Annotated in this window: 17 protein-coding genes; 13 read left to right on the forward strand and 4 right to left on the reverse strand. The window is 63.0% G+C overall.

What is annotated here, in order from left to right:
- Positions 1–130: 130 nt before the first annotated feature.
- The 5 genes from BAUR9175_RS10945 to BAUR9175_RS10960 all read left to right on the forward strand — a co-directional run bounded on the left by BAUR9175_RS10945 (position 131) and on the right by BAUR9175_RS10960 (position 3967).
- Positions 131–718, forward strand: coding sequence for an alternate-type signal peptide domain-containing protein (locus BAUR9175_RS10945; protein WP_180959232.1), 588 nt, complete (start codon positions 131–133; stop codon positions 716–718).
- Between the two features lie 91 nt (positions 719–809).
- Positions 810–1460, forward strand: coding sequence for a SipW-dependent-type signal peptide-containing protein (locus BAUR9175_RS10950; RefSeq protein ID WP_101583736.1), 651 nt, complete (start codon positions 810–812; stop codon positions 1458–1460).
- Positions 1457–2434: a hypothetical protein gene (locus BAUR9175_RS19175; RefSeq protein WP_141322679.1), complete on the forward strand. Its 978-nt coding sequence runs from the start codon at positions 1457–1459 to the stop codon at positions 2432–2434. Before BAUR9175_RS10950 ends, BAUR9175_RS19175 begins: the two co-directional genes overlap by 4 nt.
- A complete protein-coding gene (locus tag BAUR9175_RS10955; RefSeq protein WP_101583738.1) occupies positions 2431–3339 on the forward strand; it encodes a hypothetical protein in 909 nt (302 codons plus the stop codon). The genes BAUR9175_RS19175 and BAUR9175_RS10955 overlap by 4 nt, the downstream gene beginning before the upstream one ends.
- Before the next feature lie 46 nt (positions 3340–3385).
- Complete coding sequence (locus BAUR9175_RS10960) at positions 3386–3967, forward strand: GNAT family N-acetyltransferase (RefSeq protein ID WP_101583740.1); 582 nt, start codon at positions 3386–3388, stop codon at positions 3965–3967.
- Positions 3968–3970: 3 nt separating this feature from the next.
- On the opposite strand, the gene BAUR9175_RS10965 is transcribed toward BAUR9175_RS10960, so the two are convergent.
- A complete protein-coding gene (locus tag BAUR9175_RS10965; protein ID WP_069601127.1) occupies positions 3971–4705 on the reverse strand; it encodes an ABC transporter permease in 735 nt (244 codons plus the stop codon).
- Positions 4702–5499, reverse strand: a complete 798-nt coding sequence (locus BAUR9175_RS10970) for an ABC transporter ATP-binding protein (RefSeq protein ID WP_101583741.1) — start codon at positions 5497–5499, stop codon at positions 4702–4704. The genes BAUR9175_RS10965 and BAUR9175_RS10970 overlap by 4 nt, the downstream gene beginning before the upstream one ends.
- Positions 5500–5673: 174 nt before the next feature.
- Here BAUR9175_RS10970 and BAUR9175_RS10975 point away from each other — a divergent pair, with 174 nt between their 5' ends.
- The 3 genes from BAUR9175_RS10975 to BAUR9175_RS10985 all read left to right on the forward strand — a co-directional run bounded on the left by BAUR9175_RS10975 (position 5674) and on the right by BAUR9175_RS10985 (position 8608).
- Entirely contained in the window at positions 5674–6942 is a 1269-nt protein-coding gene (locus BAUR9175_RS10975; protein WP_101583743.1) for a pyridoxal phosphate-dependent aminotransferase, read from the forward strand.
- Positions 6943–7157: 215 nt separating this feature from the next.
- Positions 7158–8066: a sulfite exporter TauE/SafE family protein gene (locus tag BAUR9175_RS10980; protein WP_101583744.1), complete on the forward strand. Its 909-nt coding sequence runs from the start codon at positions 7158–7160 to the stop codon at positions 8064–8066.
- Between the two features lie 83 nt (positions 8067–8149).
- Positions 8150–8608, forward strand: a complete 459-nt coding sequence (locus tag BAUR9175_RS10985; protein ID WP_069601130.1) for an RrF2 family transcriptional regulator — start codon at positions 8150–8152, stop codon at positions 8606–8608.
- Between the two features lie 41 nt (positions 8609–8649).
- Here the strand turns inward: BAUR9175_RS10985 and BAUR9175_RS10990 are convergent, their stop codons facing one another.
- Positions 8650–9669 (reverse strand): LysR family transcriptional regulator, encoded by a 1020-nt coding sequence (locus tag BAUR9175_RS10990; RefSeq protein WP_101583746.1) that lies wholly within the window; start codon positions 9667–9669, stop codon positions 8650–8652.
- Between the two features lie 91 nt (positions 9670–9760).
- Between BAUR9175_RS10990 and BAUR9175_RS10995 the strand changes: the two genes are divergently transcribed.
- Together BAUR9175_RS10995 and BAUR9175_RS11000 are read left to right on the forward strand one after the other, a co-directional pair.
- On the forward strand, positions 9761–11308 hold the full coding sequence (locus BAUR9175_RS10995; protein ID WP_226829854.1) for an aminotransferase class I/II-fold pyridoxal phosphate-dependent enzyme: 1548 nt from the start codon (positions 9761–9763) through the stop codon (positions 11306–11308).
- A 238-nt stretch (positions 11309–11546) separates the two neighbouring features.
- Complete coding sequence (locus BAUR9175_RS11000) at positions 11547–13391, forward strand: RNA polymerase sigma factor (RefSeq protein ID WP_101583747.1); 1845 nt, start codon at positions 11547–11549, stop codon at positions 13389–13391.
- Between the two features lie 443 nt (positions 13392–13834).
- Here the strand turns inward: BAUR9175_RS11000 and BAUR9175_RS11005 are convergent, their stop codons facing one another.
- Positions 13835–14839, reverse strand: coding sequence for a helix-turn-helix transcriptional regulator (locus tag BAUR9175_RS11005; RefSeq protein ID WP_101583749.1), 1005 nt, complete (start codon positions 14837–14839; stop codon positions 13835–13837).
- 124 nt (positions 14840–14963) lie between these two features.
- Here BAUR9175_RS11005 and BAUR9175_RS11010 point away from each other — a divergent pair, with 124 nt between their 5' ends.
- The 3 genes from BAUR9175_RS11010 to BAUR9175_RS11020 all read left to right on the forward strand — a co-directional run bounded on the left by BAUR9175_RS11010 (position 14964) and on the right by BAUR9175_RS11020 (position 17783).
- Entirely contained in the window at positions 14964–15359 is a 396-nt protein-coding gene (locus BAUR9175_RS11010; protein ID WP_012832594.1) for a RidA family protein, read from the forward strand.
- A 79-nt stretch (positions 15360–15438) separates the two neighbouring features.
- Positions 15439–16425 carry an IS481 family transposase gene (locus BAUR9175_RS11015; RefSeq protein WP_101583789.1) on the forward strand — a complete coding sequence of 329 codons (987 nt, stop codon included), beginning with the start codon at positions 15439–15441 and terminating at the stop codon, positions 16423–16425.
- 17 nt (positions 16426–16442) lie between these two features.
- Positions 16443–17783 (forward strand): MFS transporter, encoded by a 1341-nt coding sequence (locus BAUR9175_RS11020; RefSeq protein WP_257944318.1) that lies wholly within the window; start codon positions 16443–16445, stop codon positions 17781–17783.
- Positions 17784–17804 lie beyond the last annotated feature (21 nt).

Below are 17804 nucleotides of genomic sequence, written 5' to 3' on the forward strand. Positions count from 1 at the left end.
ACTACATTGCTGGCCCGCTTGATATTAGTTACCATTTTAGTAGTAGCTGTGGACAACGCCTGTCCTTAGAAGTGTGGGCCGCTCACAGCGACTATCACTCCTTTTCGCACTCTCACCCTCAGGACTGACATTGAAGAAATCCACAAAGGCACTCATCGCAGGCGGCATCGGCGTCGCACTCCTCGTCGGCGGTGCAGGCACCGTCGCATTCTGGACCGACGAAGCGGACGGAGGCGACGGAGTGATCACTGCAGGCACCCTCGACCTCGGCACGCCGGCCGGCGGTGGCTGGGAGATCAGCCACGCTGGTGACGGCTCCGGCACTGCCACTGCCCCTGTCGCATTCAACCCCGAGTCCGACCAGATCGTCCCCGGCGACATCCTCACCTATGCCCAGAACATCCCCGTCACCCTCGAAGGTGAAAACATCGCGGCCCAGTTCGACGGCGCTATCGATGTCACCGCCAACGGAGCAGACGCCGACACCGCTCTCGCGGCGGCACTCGAAAAAGAGGATCTCGCCGCTACCGACATCTCGGGAGCGACGGGCGACCTTTCCTTCGACAACGGCAAGTTGACCGGCGAAGGAACCGGAAACGTCGAGGTCACCACGACGGTCAAGTTCCCGTGGGGCACCGAGGGCCAGTACAACCCGGCGAAGCTCGGATCGCTCAATTTCGCGGTCGACTACAAGCTCACTCAGGTTCCAGGCAACTGATCCTGCCGTCACCGAGGTGGGCGCGAGTACCGATACGCCCCACCTCGGTGATTTGTACCTTTTCATCATTTAGCTTTCGAGGAGATTGCGCATGTCCGCACGCCGTGCCGTGTTTGCTGCCGCTGCAGCCGCGACTGCGGGCGCTCTGCTCCTCGGCGGCAATGCGACATATGCAGCATGGTCGGACTCCGCGAAGTCTGAAAAGACAACAATCACTGCTGGGACATTAGCAGCAGAAATCACGCAGTCCGACCCAGCGTCTGTGGCGATGGGCGAGGGCGCAAGTGCGGGCATCTTCCCGGGTGATAACAGCAAGGGAATCATCCCGGGCGCACAAGGACAACGCTGGACGTACACAGTGACAAACTCTTCCAAGTCAGCAGTCACTGCGAACGTCGCGCTCAAAATCAACGGGTCAGTATCCAATGCCACCGACTACGCGGCGATCCGGCCGTATCTCAAGGCGACAACCAAGGTGGGCGCCACAACGACTGAAATCCCGAGCAGCGCATTCACGGCATCCGGCTTCCAGCACACCGTCAAACTCGGTGACAAATTGGCTCCAGGTAAGAAAGCGACCATCGAACTCACACTCTCGATGCCTGCAACCGTCACGAATTCGCAGGGTCAAAAGGTTGATGTCGCTGTCGAGCTGATCAAGCATCGCAGCGCGACTACTGATGCTCAGAAGATCTTCACCATGGAGAATTCCGCAAGCCTTTCGCAGGTTGGCCAACCGTGAAACATCAGAACTCCGCCGGTCGCACAAAGCGCATCTGGATAGTCGTCGCTGTACTCTCTGCACTCGTATTGTTGTTCCCGATCGGTTTCACGACTGCGTATCTCACGGACAAAGTCACTGCGAGCAAGACCTCCGGCGGTACGGGGCGATGGTGCTCGGTGCCTAACCCGAAACAGCATCCAAACGTCTACCGCCTCAAGGAATTCCCTCGCTATTCAGACGCCAAGGAGGGCACCGAGAACCCCTTCTCCGCCAACCCTGGATTCATCATCGTGCCTGTCGTCAACACGAATGGAGAGTTTGCACCCACCGATGGAAGCGGTGCAGGTACAGCCGGATCTCGCGACCTCAGTGTGCGGCTATGGTCATGCGACGCGACGAGTCAGTCAACGAATTCATCCATCAAAGTGACCGGATGGCGAGCAACAGGTAGTGCAACTCCGTACTGGCTGTCAGAGAAAAGTGCTGGATTCGCCGGACAACGGCTCGACCCCACACGTGGATTTGGCCTGGAATTGGCAAAACTCCACGTTCGTGGAACATCTCGGCTCACCGGCTGGCTCCAACATCTGACCGGTAGCGACCGACAACTCTATACATGGATTTTGTCGTCCAATCGCACCAAAACCGACCTCTCTGCCGACCCTGACTGCCTTACGCACTTATGCGTTATCAATATCAAAGAGGTTCCGAGCTTTCAACAGGCGTTCAAGAACGACACCGGTGGAGCAGGTGCTCCTTCGAATTCTGTCGAATACTCGGGTCAGAGTTATTGGAATGACTCCGGCGACTTGTCTCCGAACAATCCTCGCAATGTCCGGATGACGAGCTACTCAGGAGCCCGGCGGCCCCCATTCGCCCAAGGCCAACGACCGACGTCGACCGATGGCAGGCAAGTCCAGTGGGTCGTCATGGAGTGGTGGGGCTCGACTGCCCCGAGCGATGACATGGTCGCCGAGGTTGTACTCCGATGAGGCCTCTCGCGACACGACCGGGCATCACCTCAGTCTTCGCGCTGATACTCGCCCTATTTGTCCTGGTTGCCGCTTCCCCCGTCTCAGCTTCTCCGCAAGGCCAGCTCACCGTCACCCTCCCCGACGGCACTGCCCCTAAGAGCATGTTTGCCGAGACCACTCTCGTTCCAGGTGGCACGACTGAGGAGAAGCTCATCGTCTCCCAGAACACGGGCGAGCCTGTCAGGACAGGTATCCGTTTAGAACAGCTGTCCACAAACGATCCGCTCGTGGACGAGTCTGAACTCGTCCTGGATGGATTGGGTGAATCAGTCACAGTTCCACTGGGTCAAGTTCTCAAGTCAGGGGCCCCGGTTTGGCTCGGCGATCTGCCCTCAGATGACAAAGCCACGGTGACAATCGGCGTTCATCTTCCGGAATCTGCGACCAACGACACCCAACGCGAACGATCGCGCTTTCGCATCATTGTGACTGCGCAGGAGGAGCCGGGCGCTTCCCCGCCCCCTACGTCATCTCCCACTCCCACAGCTTCTCCCACAGATCCCAGCGATGCTTCCAGCGACGAAGATGCTGGGACCGACGACTCGTCCACGGCCGACGCCACTTCGGGCGCCGACGATTCGGCAAACGACAACGCTGACACCTCAGCCGGTTCCGAGCGATCTGCAGAATCAGACAGCTCCGACAAAGGAGATGGCTCCGGAGGCTCCAAAAACTCTCAAGGTTCCGATCAGGTCGAGGGCTCCGCAGATGCGGGAGACTCCGACGACCCCGGTGGAGACCTCCCGCGCACTGGCGCGAGCGTGTTTGCCGCACTTCTCGTGGCAGCAGCGCTTCTGCTTGCCGGAGTCTTTGCCGTCCAGGCCAGCCGGAGACGTACCCGTTCCAACCGCGAGTTCGGCTGAAGTCTTCCCCCTTGTGCGCGGCATCCAGTCGTGATTGCGTTGTCATATGACCCTTCCAGAGTTGACTCTGCCGCTGACCACCGATCGACTCATCCTGCGCGCGTATCGGGAGTCCGACGCCGAGGCGCTGCTTCCGATCTACTCCCGTGAGGATGTGGCGCGGTTCCTCCTCTGCGATCCTTGGACCGCCGAGGAGTCACGGACGGAAATTTCCAAGCGCATTCCGAAGACCGGTTTGGATACCGAGTCACGTGCGCTCTCGCTGGTCATTGAGACCAAGGATGGACTCGACGATATCGAAGGGTCAGTCATCATCGGCGACCTCGGCATCTGGCTCAACGGCGAATCAGCAGACAAGGCCGAGATCGGCTGGGTGCTCAATCCGGCTGCCGGTGGTCATGGCTTCGCTTCGGAAGCGGCCACGGCCATGCTCAACGTCGCATTCGATCACTACGGTCTCCATCGGGTCATCGCTCAGATGGATGCCCGGAACACCGCCTCGGCGAAGCTGGCCACACGCATCGGCATGCACCAGGAGGCTCATCTGCGCCAAGATTGGTGGACTAAGGGCGAGTGGTCAGACACCCTCATCTTCGGGATGCTGAGCAGCGACCGTCAGGTGGCCTGAGCTCTATGGCGTCCTGCGGCGCAGCGTCAGGGAACCGACGATGACGGCGCCGACGATCCAACAGCCGATGAAGAGGATGCGCACCCAGATATAGGCCGTGTCTTCACTGCCGGTCGACACCGCAGTCAGAGCGTCGATCGCATGTGACAGTGGCAGCCAGTCACCGATCACCTCGAGCACGTCCGGCAGCTGATCGCGGGGAAGGAAGATGCCGCCCAGCAGAATCTGCGGGAACACGAGCAGCGGCATGAACTGCACGACCTGGAACTCGGTGCGCGCGAATGCGCTGGCGAGCAGCCCGAGCGCCGTACCGAGCAGTGCATCCGCAATGGCGACGACGAAGAGCAGCACGATCGACTCTTCGATCTCCAGTCCGCACACCACCGTGGCGAAGCCCACCGCGATCGCCGTCTGCACCACCGCCAGCAGACCGAAGGCCACGGTATATCCGAGGATGAAGTCGCCGCGGCCCAAGGGCATCGACAGCAGACGTTCGAGGGTGCCGCTGCGCCGCTCTCTCAGTGTGCTGATGCTCGTGACGAGGAACATCACGATGAAGGGGAACAGCGCGAGCATCGCTGGGCCGATCCTGTCGAAGACATCCGTCTCGTCGAAGATCCAGGCCACAAGGCCGATGAGCAGGCTGGGCACGACGAGCAGCAGTGCGATCGTGCGCGGGTCGTTGCGGATCTGGAGCAGCACACGCCCTGCCGTGGCCAAGGTGCGCGAAGGAGTCATCTCTTCGTCCCCTTCGCGCCTCGCCTGCCCTGCGACGGCGGGCTCGTCGCCAACAGTCTCTTCGAGACAGAATCCCTCTTAGCAGTGTCGGCCTCGATGATGCGCAGAAATGCTTCCTCCGCCGAGGCGGCCCGCGTGTTCTCGAGCAGCTCGCTCGGAGTCGTATCGGCGATCACCGCGCCCTCACGCATCAGCAGCAGCCGGTCACACCGAGTGGCCTCATCCATGACGTGACTCGAGACGAGCAGCGTCGCCCCATCGTCTGCGATGCGGCGAAAGATGGCCCAGAGCTCGGAACGCAGGACCGGATCGAGCCCGACCGTGGGCTCATCGAGGACCAACAGCTCCGGCGACCCGAGCATCGCCGCCGCCAGCGACACACGATTGGCCTGCCCGCCGGAGAGCGTGCGGGCAAGCTGATCGGCCTGGCCTCTCAGATCGGTGCGCTCGATGACGCGCTCGACATCGGACTTCGCCACGCCCTGCACCCGGGCGAAGTAGGCCAGGTTCGCGCGCACCGAGAGGTCATCGTAGATGCTGGCCAACTGCGTCATATATCCGACTTTGTGGCGCAGAGGTGCCGAGCCTGCGGGCTCGCCGAGCACTTTGACGGTTCCGCCGCTGACGATCTGGACACCGACGATGGCGCGCATGAGCGTCGTCTTGCCGCTGCCGCTGGGCCCGAGCAGTCCGACGATGGCACCGCGCGGCAGGGTCAGGTCGAGACTGTCGATCACGGTCGTTCGCCCGCGTCGAATCGTCAGCCCTCGAGCCTCGATCGCGTTGCTCGTCATATGAAGAATAAGACTCCCGATATTGGCCCACGTCAAGTGACCCGTGATACCAAAGGTCTGGGAAACAATCCGAAAACCGAGGCAAAGGTTCACGAAACGGGCCTCTGTTTGGTCAGAACCACCTCGGCGAGGGTCATAGCGTGGGAATAGCAAACGTCTCAGCGAAAGGTACACATGTACAGGCAGTCGTCGAAATTGGCCAATGTCCTCTATGACATTCGGGGACCCGTCCTCGAAGAGGCCGAGGCGATGGAGGCCAAGGGCCACACCATCCTCAAGCTCAACATCGGCAACCCTGCACCTTTCGGATTCGAAGCCCCCGAGGCGATCGTCCACGACATGGTCAAACAGCTGCCCGTGGCTCAGGGGTACTCGGATTCCCGTGGAATCCTCTCCGGTCGCCGCGCCGTCGTCCAGTACTACGAGACCAGAGGCATCCACAATCTGGACACCCCCGAGGTGTTCCTGGGCAACGGAGTCAGCGAACTCATCACCCTGTCCCTGCAGGCCCTGTGCAATCCCGGCGACGAGATCCTCGTCCCCAGCCCCGACTATCCCCTGTGGACGGCATCGGTCGCCCTGGCCGGCGGCACCCCCAAGCACTACCTGTGCGACGAAGCCACCGCCTGGCAGCCCGACCTCGAGGATCTCGAATCGAAGATCACCGAGAACACCCGCGGCATCGTCGTCATCAATCCGAACAACCCGACGGGTGCGGTCTACTCACGCGAGACTCTGAAGAAGATCGTCGACATCGCACGCCGCCACGACCTCATCATCTTCGCCGACGAGATCTACGAGAAGATCACCTACGACGACGTCGAGATGGTCAATATGGCTACCCTGACCGGTGACGATGTCCTGTGCCTGACCTACTCGGGACTGTCGAAGGCCTACCGGATCGCCGGCTACCGCGCCGGCTGGCTGGCCATCACCGGACCGCTGTCCGAGGCCAAGAGCTACCTCGAGGGCATCAAACTCCTGGCCAATATGCGCATGTGCGCCAACGTTCCCGCCCAGCACGCAATCCAGGCGGCACTCGGCGGCAAGCAGTCGATCGGGGACCTGGTCCTTCCGCAGGGTCGCCTCGGTGCGCAGATGAACCTCGCGCATGAGGGGCTGAACTCCATCGACGGTGTCTCCGCGCACCGAGCCAGCGGTGCCCTCTACATGTTCGCGAAGCTCGATGTCGACAAATTCAACATCACCGATGACGAACAGTTCGCCCTCGACCTGTTGCGCGAACAGAAGATCCTCGTCTCCCACGGCACCGCCTTCAACTGGTCGAGTCCCGATCATTTCCGACTCGTCACCCTGCCCTCGGTTGAGGTCCTGGATGAGTCGATCAACCGCCTCGGCGAATTCCTCTCCGGATACAAACAGAAGGCGAACAGCACGTGCGAACTGCCGACCGTCAAGGAGATGTCACCAGCAGCGGGGTAAAGCTCAACAATCAGCTTAGGCTCAACGGTCGGCAACTGCTCCTTGAAATCGGACTCAGATTCGAGGAGAAGTTGCCGACCGTTCGCATTCACATGACTCAGAGAGTCCAGAAACGTCACAGAAATTCATAGTCTAGTAATCGGATCGACTTAGTGGGTATTGTTGGCAGCGAACGAATTGCTCAACAATCTTCAGCTTGCTGAAAGGTCACCACTATGCGCCAGCTCATCGTCCTCGGATTCGTCGGGCTTCTTGCCCAGCTCATCGACGGCTCCCTCGGCATGGCCTATGGAGTGACGTCGACGACCCTGCTGCTCGCGGCCGGGATCGCGCCGGCCACAGCATCGGCGGCGGTGCACTTCTCTGAGATCGGCACGTCTTTGGTCTCCGGCATCTCCCACCACAAGTTCGGCAACGTCGACTGGAAGACGGTCTCGATCCTCGCGATCCCCGGCTTCGTCGGTGCCTTCGCCGGAGCCACCTTCCTCACCAGCCTCAACGGTGATGCGGCCACACCGTGGATCTCGGGCATCCTGCTGGCCCTCGGAATCTATGTGATCTGGCGCTTCCTCGCCCTCGGCGGTCGACGCCCCGAGTTCAAGGGCCGGCCCGGAGTGAAGCTGCTCGTTCCCATGGGACTTGTCGGCGGTGCCCTGGACTCCATCGGCGGAGGCGGTTGGGGCCCGGTCGGGACCACCACTCTCCTGTCATCGGGGCGACTGGAACCACGCAAGGTCGTCGGGTCGATCGACACCAGCGAATTCGTCGTCGCGGTCGGCGGCTCGCTCGGGTTCCTCTTCGCGCTGGGCTCTTCAGGAATCGAATGGTCGATCGCCGGGGCGCTTCTGGTCGGCGGTGTCATCGCCGCACCCATCGCCGCCTGGCTGGTCAAGATCCTGCCCGCCCGGGTGCTGGCGATCGCCGCCGGCGGCATCATCATCCTCACCAACGCACGCACGATCGCCCTGGCCCTCGGAGCATCGTCGACCACGGTCACCATCACCCTCATCGCCCTCGCAGCAGCCTGGATCGCACTCATCGTGCATGCGGTTCGCCTTGAGCGCCGCACCCGTCAGACCGAACCCCTCGCCGAGGTGGGCGCCGAAGTCACCACCGGAAGCTGAGCACCGCAGACGGCCGGTTCCCCGGCTCAAGCCGGGGTGCCGGTTCGCAGGGGTGCCGGTGAGCCCGCTGTTACTATGACGGCATGCGGGTCACCACGAAATCCGACTATGCCCTGCGGGCCCTGATCGAGATCGCCAACGTCAGCGACGGCGGCCCCATCAGCGCCGATGAGCTCGGAAAGCGACAGAACATCCCCAAGGGATTTCTCCAGGCCATCCTCGCCGACCTGCGCCGAGTCGAGATCGTGGCCTCGGTCCGCGGCAAGTCCGGCGGCTGGACACTGACGAAGCCCGCGAGCGCAACCACCATCGCCGATGTCATCCGCGCCGTCGACGGACCGCTGGTCTCCATCTACGGCCAGCGACCTGAGGCCGTCGAGTACGACGATGCCGCCGAATCCCTCCAACAGGTGTGGATCGCGGCCCGCTTCGCCCTCCGCGATGTCCTCGAGCAGGTGACCATCGAGGCTCTGGCCTCGAAGACATTGCCCGCCGAGGTGACCGAGAAGGTCGCAATCGAAGACGCTTGGAACCCGCACTGAGCAGTCACCACCAGCGCATCACCGTCGTTGCATCCGTTGCGTCACCGCCATTGCGCGGTGACGGTTCCCACGTCAGCGACCACCTCGGCGACGGCGGCATGATGGGCGGCGATGATCGGGTCGTGCCGTGAGACCTTCGCGGTCGACTCCCCCGACCGTGCGCGGGATACGAGGAGGACGTCGCGGCGGCAGGCGTCCATCGGCATCGGGATGACTTCGACCGTCGGGTCCTCGGGGACCGAGGAATCAGGGATCACTGCGACCGCCAACCCGGCCGCGATCATCCGGATGATCGCGGCGTAGTCATCCATCCGCATGCCCACCCGCGGCTCAAAGCCGGCGGCCACACAGAACGACCGAACTACCTCGTCGATGGCATCTCCGGGATCGATGCTGAACGCCCAGGTCTGGGACACCAAGGCCGTGAGATCGGGCATCCCGTGAGCATCGAAGGAGACCGGACCGACGGACTTCGGCACGCACAAGAAGAGCTGCTCCGAATACAGGTGCTTGGCCTTCAGTGTCGACGGGATCCACGTCTTGTCGATGTCGGTGGAGACGAGCAGCGCCAGGTCGAGGTCTCCGGATTCCAGCCTGGCGACGAGCTTCGCATGCTCATCCATGGTCACATCGAGTGCCGCGGCCGTCATATCAGCAGGTGCGGGAAGAACAGTGGCCATCTCGTCAGGGGTCTGCCAGCGCGCACGCTTCTGCAGCTGGTTGTGCAGCTTTGGGATCACCCGGGCACCGACCGTGGGAACGGCCCCGATGCGAACCGGAACCGCCTGATCTTCACGCCACAGAGCCACCTCGGCGCCGAGGCGGTCGCACAGTCCCAGGATCTCCACAGCACGGGAGACGACAAGGCCGCCGACCACTGTCGGCTGCGATCCCCGCGGGCTCTTCTCGATCAAGGTCGAGCCCAGTGCCCTCTCCAGATTGCGCAGGTGATGGTTGACGGTGGGTTGGCTCCACCCCAGCGTGGTCGCCGCGGCGGCAACCGAACCGGACTCGGCGATCGCGCGCAGGGCTGAGAGTCCACGGGTATCCAGAGTTTCCATGATCCTCCGACCACAAGCTCAATAGTGTGTATTCATCAGTTTAGGAAACTTGGTATTCTCCCGGCAAGGGGTCACTCCCTAACCTGGATTCATGACCGTGCATCAAGACTCCCCCATGACCTCCGCCTCAGATCATTCGGCATTCCCGGGAACTGCGAAGACCTACGCGCCCTATGCCGATGCGCTGCAGGCGGCGGCCAAGCGTGACTCGCTGTTCCTGTCCACCCCCGGACACGGCGGCACCACCACGGGAATCTCCGCAGGTCAGGCCGAGTTCTTCGGCGAGCACACCCTCTCCCTGGACATCCCCCCGCTCTTCGACGGCATCGACCTCGGCGTCGACACCCCGAAGGACGAAGCCCTGCAGCTGGCCGCCGAGGCCTGGGGCGCGCGGCGCACCTGGTTCCTCACCAACGGCTCCTCGCAGGGCAACCGCATGGCAGCGCTGGCGATCGGCACCCTGGGCACGGGCGTCGTCACCCAGCGCAGCGCCCATTCGAGCTTCATCGACGGCATCGTGTTGGCTGGCCTCAACCCCGGCTTCGTCTCCCCCAACGTCGACGAGGTCAACGGCATCGCCCATGGAGTCACCCCGGATTCGCTGCGCCATGCCATCGCCGCTCACCCTGAGAAGGTCTCTGCCGTCTACCTGGTGACCCCCAGCTACTTCGGTGCAGTCGCCGACGTCAGCGCTCTGGCCGAGGTCGCCCACGAAGCCGGTGCCGCCCTCATCATCGATGCCGCATGGGGCGCCCACTTCGGCTTCCACCCCGACCTGCCGGAGTCCCCCGTGACCCTGGGCGCCGATATCGTCATCATGAGTACACACAAGCTCGCCGGCTCATTCACCCAGTCGGCCCTGCTCCACCTCGGCGACACCGAATTCGCGAACAGGCTCGAACCGGCCCTGGCCCGTGCCTTCATGATGACGGCCTCGACCAGCGAGAACGCCCACCTCATGGCATCGATCGACATTGCCCGCCGCGACCTTGTGAACTCCCAGGATGCGATTGCCGATTCGCTGGACAACATCCGCCAGATCCGTGCCCGGATCGAGGGCTCCGAGCACTATCATCTGCTGTCCGGAGACTTCATGAACCATGCCGACGTCGTCGACATCGACCCCTTCCGCCTGCCCATCGACATCACCTCGACGGGACTCGACGGCCATGCCGTGCGCAAGCGCCTGACCGAGGAGTTCGACATCTTCGCCGAGATGGCGACGGCCACGACGATCGTCGCCCTCATCGGCATCGGCAAGTCCCCCGACCTCGGCCGACTCTTCGACGCACTCGACCAGATCCGTGCCGAGAACTCCGGGACGCCCGGTGCAGGTACGGCCGAGTCTGCGACGAGAGCCTCGGGCATCCCCGCGCTGCCGAACGCCGGAGAGTTGGTTGCCCTGCCGCGCGATGCCTACTTCGCAGAATCCGAACTCGTCCCCGCCGCCGAGGCGATCGGACGGACCAGCGTCAGCTCGCTGGCCGCGTACCCACCCGGAATCCCGAATGTCCTCCCCGGTGAGAGGATCACTGCAGAGACCGTCGAGTTCCTACAGGCCGTCGCTGCCAGCCCATCGGGACACGTCCGCGGCGGCGTCGATGCGACCCTGAGCACGTTCCGCGTCCTCAAGGACTGACTGCTGCCGTCGGGCCTGACGGCTGTCGCCGTGCCCGACGGGCTTCGACCGGGCCTGGCAGACTGGTTGATTGTTCAAATAACGATACTGAATGCACAAAGCCTTCTTGTCGGCTACAGTCGCCGCTGAGGATAGATCTCTCACAGAATGCCCTTCCCCTGTCCTCACTGCTGTGTCTGAGGCAGTCTGCAATGACGAGCCGCAGACCGACTGACGCTGCCGATTGATTCAGGACCGGATGGACGTGGACGTACACCAGCCAGGGGAAGAACTCGCCGATTTCACGGAGAACGAGCTCCTCTCACTCATCGACCTCGGAACCGCCGGCGCCTATTCCGAGATCTACCGACGCTACCGCGATGACGCCGTGGCCAGAGCAACATCGTCCCTGCCTCCTGCGCAGGCTCGACAGGTCGCCGATGATGCATTCCTCAATGTGCTCAGGTCCCTGCTCAACGGATCCGCCGACACAGCCGAGGGACTCCAGCCCATGGTGGATGTCGAGATCGATTCAGCAGTGGGCTCCCCCGTCGATTCGGAGGTCGACTCCGCAAGCGACGAAAACCTCGCGAGCTCGACGCCACCGCGTGGTCAGGAGTCACACGACGATGCTCCAGCTGAGGCTGAGGCTGAGACTGAGGCTGAGGCTCCAGTGCCTGCATTGCTCTCGCAGGCACTGTCGAACCTGCCCGACAACTGGCAGCGGATCCTGTGGCTGCACGAGGTCGAACGGCTCTCACCCGAGGCTGTGGCCGAACAACTGAATATCAGCGCACCCGCCGTCGAGCGGCTGTCCGCTCGTGCACGCCGAAAACTGCAGGACGAGTGGCAGAAAGTCCGCCCTGTGGACAGCGAGACAACCGCCGACCACCGTGGCGCGCTCATCCCCGCACTGCTGACCTCGCCTATCGTCATCGAGCGCCTCTCCGACACCCTGGCACAGACAGTTCCCGAACCAGCACCTGTGGTCCCAGAGTCAGCTCTCGCAGGTCCAGATTCGGCTCCCGCGAACTCCGAACCCACAGCCGCCGACAAGTCGACCGCCGACACATCTGCCGACGAACTGCCCAAAGCTGAAGCTGCCGCCGGTGCGAGCCTCGCCGTCGCAGCCGGCGCAGGCGCCGCTTCTGGCTCTGGCTCTGGCTCTGGCTCTGGCTCTGGCTCTGGCTCTGGCTCTGAAGCAGCATCAGCCCCGGAACCTGAGGCGTCAACAGACACCGAGGTCGACTCCGATTCAGAAGCTGGGGCTGCTGCAGAGGCTGTCGCCGATACTGAGGTTGGGGCCGACACCGACTCCGGAGCAGCCGAAGATTCCGACTCTGCCGAAGCAGTAGGCGCTTCCACTGCAACACTGGGCGCTGCAACTGTTCAGAGTCCGTCCCAGACACCTGCCGCAGCGCGTTTCAGCATGCCGAAACCCGTTCTCATTCCCGTGGTCGCCGCATGCATCGGCCTCCTCGGGACACTTGTCGGCGTGGCCCTGGTGCCACAGCACGACGAGCACACCGGGCTCCGCTCTGGCAGTGCGAGCACTGAGGTCTCACCCGCCGACTCCTCGTCGGAGCACGACGACAAGAGCAGCAGCTCCGGTTCTCCCAGCGGCACGAGCTCGGACAAGCACGATCGCAAATCGGGCTCAGAGACATCGTCGTCTACTGACTCCGACCGGGACCGGAACGAAAAGTCACGCCGAGACCCGGGGCACGAAGACGACCGCTCAGACGGCGGCCCATCAGCCAAGAGCATTCCCGGCGGCGACGACGGCGGCAGAGACAGCGGCAACGACGATCGCCCAGCAGATGAACCGGGCGACTCAGGTCCATCGGAATCCGACAGTTCAGAGCCTGAATCGCCTTCAGAACCGACACCATCAACACCCGACGATCCTGAGACACCCCCGGAGCCATCGCCTTCGCCGCCGGAGGACCCTGCGCCTACGGAACCGCCGGAGGAGCCCACCGAGCCGACACCGCCGCCGGAGGAGCCGAGCCCCTCGGATCCGCCACCATCAGATACCGACACACCGTCGGAGCCTGATCCCACGCAGGATGGCCCCTCGAGCACAGCCGCCACCACGAACTGAGCTGACGCCATCTCGAGCTGAACTGGCGGCACTTCAATCTGAGCTGACGGCGCCTCGAGCCGAGGCATCGACTGCCACTCATCTCCGGTTCGCACGCCCGAATCCCTGTGCCCCGAGCAGTCTCCAATAAGAACAGGTTCTTCTTCGGTAAATACTTCGGTCGCCTTCAGCGAACCCACAGAATATTTACCGCGAGACAATTCATCGTGATTTGGGTCACAAAATTTGTTGACATGGGTGTTTAATCGAGTACAGATGTTCAGCATTGTCGAAAAGCGATCACCCCGTAACTCTCGAGTTAATTACTCCCGAGCTCTTTGGGTGTCAGAAAATCGAATTGCATCTGAAACGAGGAACCACTGATGTCAGAAGGCCAAGCAAACCCGATTCCAGATGGGACGAAGCTGCCCCGCAGGGAGCGGAAAGCACTCAAGAAGAAGCGCTTAGATGTACTGACCGGACACGTTAGTCGGTACGGATCGTCGGGATCGATAACGTGCCGTCAATGCTTCGGCACGCACGTACATCGCATCGCGGACGGATTCTGGCGCTAGTACTTCGGCGTCCGTATCAAGCCGCCACACTGCCCACACCGCGTGGCGCAGGTCTTCGAAGGTCACGTCGAGGCGGATCCAATCATCCGGCTCCGGTTCCTCGGCCCGGACAGCGCTGGCATTCTCCAGCAGTTCCTCACGACGTGAGGTCTTGATGCGGACGACGACGGGGATGTGTTTCTCGGAGAGGAACTGTGCGGTGCGCTCGGCCCAGATGCGGTCGAGATCGACCTGCGCGGGGCGTTGCGCTGGTTCGGGGAGCGCTTCGGCGCTGAGCATCCGAGACAGACGGTAAGTCCGATCGTCTCCAGACCTCGTCGCCAGCAGGTAGGTGCGCCCGCGGACGGTGACCAGTCCAATCGGATCGACGGTTCGACGACTCGGTGCTTTACCAGGTGCCGCGTAGTTGAATCGCAGCCGGCGGCCGGTGAGCACCGCGGCTCGGACCTCGCTCATGACGCCGTCGGCCAGGTCTTCGGTGGGGGCACGGCGAGAGAGCAGGTCGGTCTCCGGCTCCACGAGGAACCGTTTGGCCGCATCGCCGAGACTCACCTGGTGCCCCTCGGGCAGCGCGTCGACGACCTTGCGCATCGCCGAGGCTAGCGGTGCGCTGAGGCCGAAGACCTTCTCGCCGCGGTCTGATCCGGCGGTGAGCAGCGCGAGTGCCTCGTCATGGTTCAGCCCGGTCAGTTCGGTACGGAAGCCGGGAAGGAGTGAATAGCCGCCGTGTCGACCACGGTCGGCGTAAACGGGGACGCCCGCAGTCGAGAGGGCGTCGATGTCGCGCAGCACGGTGCGCGTGGACACTTCGAGCTCACTGGCCAGCTGGTCGGCGGTTATTCGGCCTCGCTGGCGTAGCAGGAGCACCAGCGAGACCAGTCGGTCTGCTCGCATGCATCAATCTTTACCAGAAAACACGACACAAGGTGTCGTGATTCGTTGGGAGGCTAGTAGCGCAGCGTCGAGGACGGCGGCCATAGGGCGGCCGGGCGCTGCGGAACGAATGAACGGAGCAGCAATGGAACGCACGGCAGTAAATCCGGTGACGTGGTCGCAGGAGATGGGCTTCAACCAGGGCGAAGTCATCTCAGGGGAGACACGGACGCTGTACATCTCGGGACAGACAGCGATGAGCAAGGATGGTCGGCCCGAGCATGACGGGGACGTCGAGGCCCAGCTCGCGCTGGCCGTGGCGAACCTCGAGGCCGTGCTCGCCGAGGCCGGTATGTCGATGGAGAACCTGGTCCGCCTCAACGTCTACACCACCGACGTGGACGCGATGTTCCCGCACTACGGCGTGCTCGCCGGGAAGCTCGGGGCGGCAGGAGTCGCCCCGACTACCACGATGCTCGGCGTCACCCGCCTGGCGATCCCCGGCCAGATGGTCGAGCTCGAAGGAACCGCTGTCGCATAACGTTTCCCCCTTTTTGAACCTCATCTCGGACGGTCAGCAGGGTAACCCTGCTGACCGTCCGACAGTCCTAAGGAGTCCCATGTCCCACGCAAATGCCGCTCTGACTCCCCGCCACCGCCTCAAAGTCGCTTGCCTGGTCGTAGATGACGGCTGGCCGATCAGCGAGGTCGCCACTCGCTTCCAGGTGTCCTGGCCGACAGTGAAGCGGTGGGTAGACCGCTACGCAAATGGCGAATCGATGCACGACCGGTCCTCGCGACCGAAGACCTCGCCGCACAAGACGCGCAAGGCGACGACGAAGCGGTGCGTGAGCCTGCGCCTGCGACTTCGCGAAGGGCCGGTCCAACTCGCGAGCAGGCTCGGAATCGCGCCGTCCACCGTGCATCGAATCCTCACGACCGCCCGGCTGAACCGGCTCGCATACGTAGACCGCGCCACAGGCGAACCTGTCCGCCGTTACGAGCATGACTACCCCGGGTCGCTCGTGCACGTGGATGTGAAGAAGCTCGGGAACATCCCCGACGGAGGCGGCTGGCGCTATGTCGGCCGCCGCCAAGGCGACAAGAACCGCTCCGCCACCCCAGGCAAGCCCCGCAGCAAGTGGCACAACCCCAAGCTGGGGTACGCGTTCGTGCACACCGTCATCGACGACCACTCCCGCGTCGCGTACACCGAAGTTCACGACGACGAGACCGCCATCACCGCCGTCGCCGTCCTGCACCGGGCGGTCAACTGGTTCGCCGACCGCGGCGTCACCATCGAACGCGTCCTGTCGGACAACGGCGGCGCGTACCGCTCCCTCCTGTGGCGCGACACCTGCGAGGAACTTTCGATCACACCGAAGCGAACGCGGCCTTACCGCCCGCAGACCAACGGGAAAGTCGAGAGGTTCCACCGCACCATGGCCGACGGGTGGGCCTACGCCCGCTGCTACCGCAGCGAGCAGGATCGCCGCGACGCCCTGCAGTCCTGGCTGCACCAGTACAACCAACATCGTCCGCACACGGCCTGCGGCAACCAGCCGCCCTTCTCACGATTGATCAACTTGTCCGGTCAGTACACTTAGAGGCCGACCACTGCATCGTGATCGAGAAGAAATCCATTCGCACCGCAATCGGCGGCACCACAGTCGGCAACTTCATGGAATGGTTCGACTTCGGCGTCTACGGTTACCTGGCAGTCACCATGACCACGGTCTTCACCGAAGGCATGGACCGGCAGATGGGTCTCCTCGTCACCCTGTTCGGCTTCGCGGTCTCCTTCCTCGTCCGTCCTCTCGGCGGCATGGTCCTCGGGCCGCTGGGTGACAAGATCGGTCGCCAGAAGGTCCTCTTCTTCACCATGGCCACGATGGCCACCGCTACCGCGCTCATCGGCGTCCTGCCCACCGCGGCCCAGATCGGCCTGTGGGTGATCATTCCCCTCTACCTGCTCAAGATGATCCAGGGATTCTCAACCGGCGGCGACTACGCCGGTGCGACCACCTACGTCTCCGAGTTCGCCCCCGACAAGTCGCGTGGCTTCTGGGCCTCCTGGCTCGACGTCGGCTCCTACCTCGGCTTCGCAGCCGGTGCAGGCACCGTCGCCATCACCACCGTCATCTCCACGAGCGTCGCCGGAGAGAACGCTATGGTCGACGGCGGTTGGAGGATCCCGTTCCTCATCGCGATCCCCCTCGGTGCCGTCGCCATCTGGTTCCGACTCAAGATCCCCGAGACACCCAGCTTCGAAGCCAACGTGGCCGAGGGCCTCGATGTGAAGGTCAAGGACGACAAGTACGCTCGCCACGGCCTCATCGGCGTCATCCGCCACTTCTGGAAAGAGATCCTCATCGGCATCGCCATCGTCGCCGGTTCACAGACGGTGGGCTACGCCCTCACAAGCTTCATGCCGACGTATCTCGAGGAGACGGTCAAGGTCTCGAACGTCCAGGCGGCCGTGGCCACAATTCCGGTGCTCGTCGTCATGTCCCTGTGCCTGCCGCTGATCGGACGTCTCTCCGACAAGATCGGCCGCAAGAAGGTCTTCCTCATCGCTGCAGGACTGACGATCGTACTGATGGTCCCGGCCTTCGCAGTCATGCAGATCGGCGAGATGTGGGCCGTCGTCATCGCGCTGTTCATGGTGGCTCTGCCGGCCGGCTTCAACATCGGCGTCTCCCTGTTCGGCGGCACCACGCCGCTGTTCAGCCAGGCGCTCATCGACCTCACCGGCAACTCGTACATGCCTGCGTTCTACATCATGTTCTTCTCGGTCATCGCCTTCGTGGCGGTGCTCCTGATGAAGGAATCGGCGCACAGGCCGCTGCTCGGTTCGTTCCCGACAGTCGCTACACACGAGGAAGCGGTCGAGCTCGTTCGCACCCAGGATGACAATCCGGACCTCGATCCGGACACCATGCCGATCCCGGTCGTGAAGGTGTGATCCGCAGTCGCAACAGGACCG

The sequence above is a fragment of the Brevibacterium aurantiacum genome, assembly GCF_900169065.1.
In the GTDB taxonomy this organism is placed as follows: Bacteria; Actinomycetota; Actinomycetes; order Actinomycetales; family Brevibacteriaceae; genus Brevibacterium; species Brevibacterium aurantiacum.

Bases quoted from the DNA above. Each gene is read 5' to 3' on its own strand.
- BAUR9175_RS10950 (WP_101583736.1), top strand. From the start codon at position 810: ATGTCCGCACGCCGTGCCGTGTTTGCTGCCGCTGCAGCCGCGACTGCG.
- BAUR9175_RS10955 (WP_101583738.1), top strand. From the start codon at position 2,431: ATGAGGCCTCTCGCGACACGACCGGGCATCACCTCAGTCTTCGCGCTG.
- BAUR9175_RS10960 (WP_101583740.1), top strand. From the start codon at position 3,386: ATGACCCTTCCAGAGTTGACTCTGCCGCTGACCACCGATCGACTCATC.
- BAUR9175_RS10965 (WP_069601127.1), bottom strand. From the start codon at position 4,705: ATGACTCCTTCGCGCACCTTGGCCACGGCAGGGCGTGTGCTGCTCCAG.
- BAUR9175_RS10970 (WP_101583741.1), bottom strand. From the start codon at position 5,499: ATGACGAGCAACGCGATCGAGGCTCGAGGGCTGACGATTCGACGCGGG.
- BAUR9175_RS10975 (WP_101583743.1), top strand. From the start codon at position 5,674: ATGTACAGGCAGTCGTCGAAATTGGCCAATGTCCTCTATGACATTCGG.
- BAUR9175_RS10980 (WP_101583744.1), top strand. From the start codon at position 7,158: ATGCGCCAGCTCATCGTCCTCGGATTCGTCGGGCTTCTTGCCCAGCTC.
- BAUR9175_RS10985 (WP_069601130.1), top strand. From the start codon at position 8,150: ATGCGGGTCACCACGAAATCCGACTATGCCCTGCGGGCCCTGATCGAG.
- BAUR9175_RS10990 (WP_101583746.1), bottom strand. From the start codon at position 9,669: ATGGAAACTCTGGATACCCGTGGACTCTCAGCCCTGCGCGCGATCGCC.
- BAUR9175_RS10995 (WP_226829854.1), top strand. From the start codon at position 9,761: ATGACCGTGCATCAAGACTCCCCCATGACCTCCGCCTCAGATCATTCG.
- BAUR9175_RS11000 (WP_101583747.1), top strand. From the start codon at position 11,547: ATGGACGTGGACGTACACCAGCCAGGGGAAGAACTCGCCGATTTCACG.
- BAUR9175_RS11005 (WP_101583749.1), bottom strand. From the start codon at position 14,839: ATGCGAGCAGACCGACTGGTCTCGCTGGTGCTCCTGCTACGCCAGCGA.
- BAUR9175_RS11010 (WP_012832594.1), top strand. From the start codon at position 14,964: ATGGAACGCACGGCAGTAAATCCGGTGACGTGGTCGCAGGAGATGGGC.
- BAUR9175_RS11015 (WP_101583789.1), top strand. From the start codon at position 15,439: ATGTCCCACGCAAATGCCGCTCTGACTCCCCGCCACCGCCTCAAAGTC.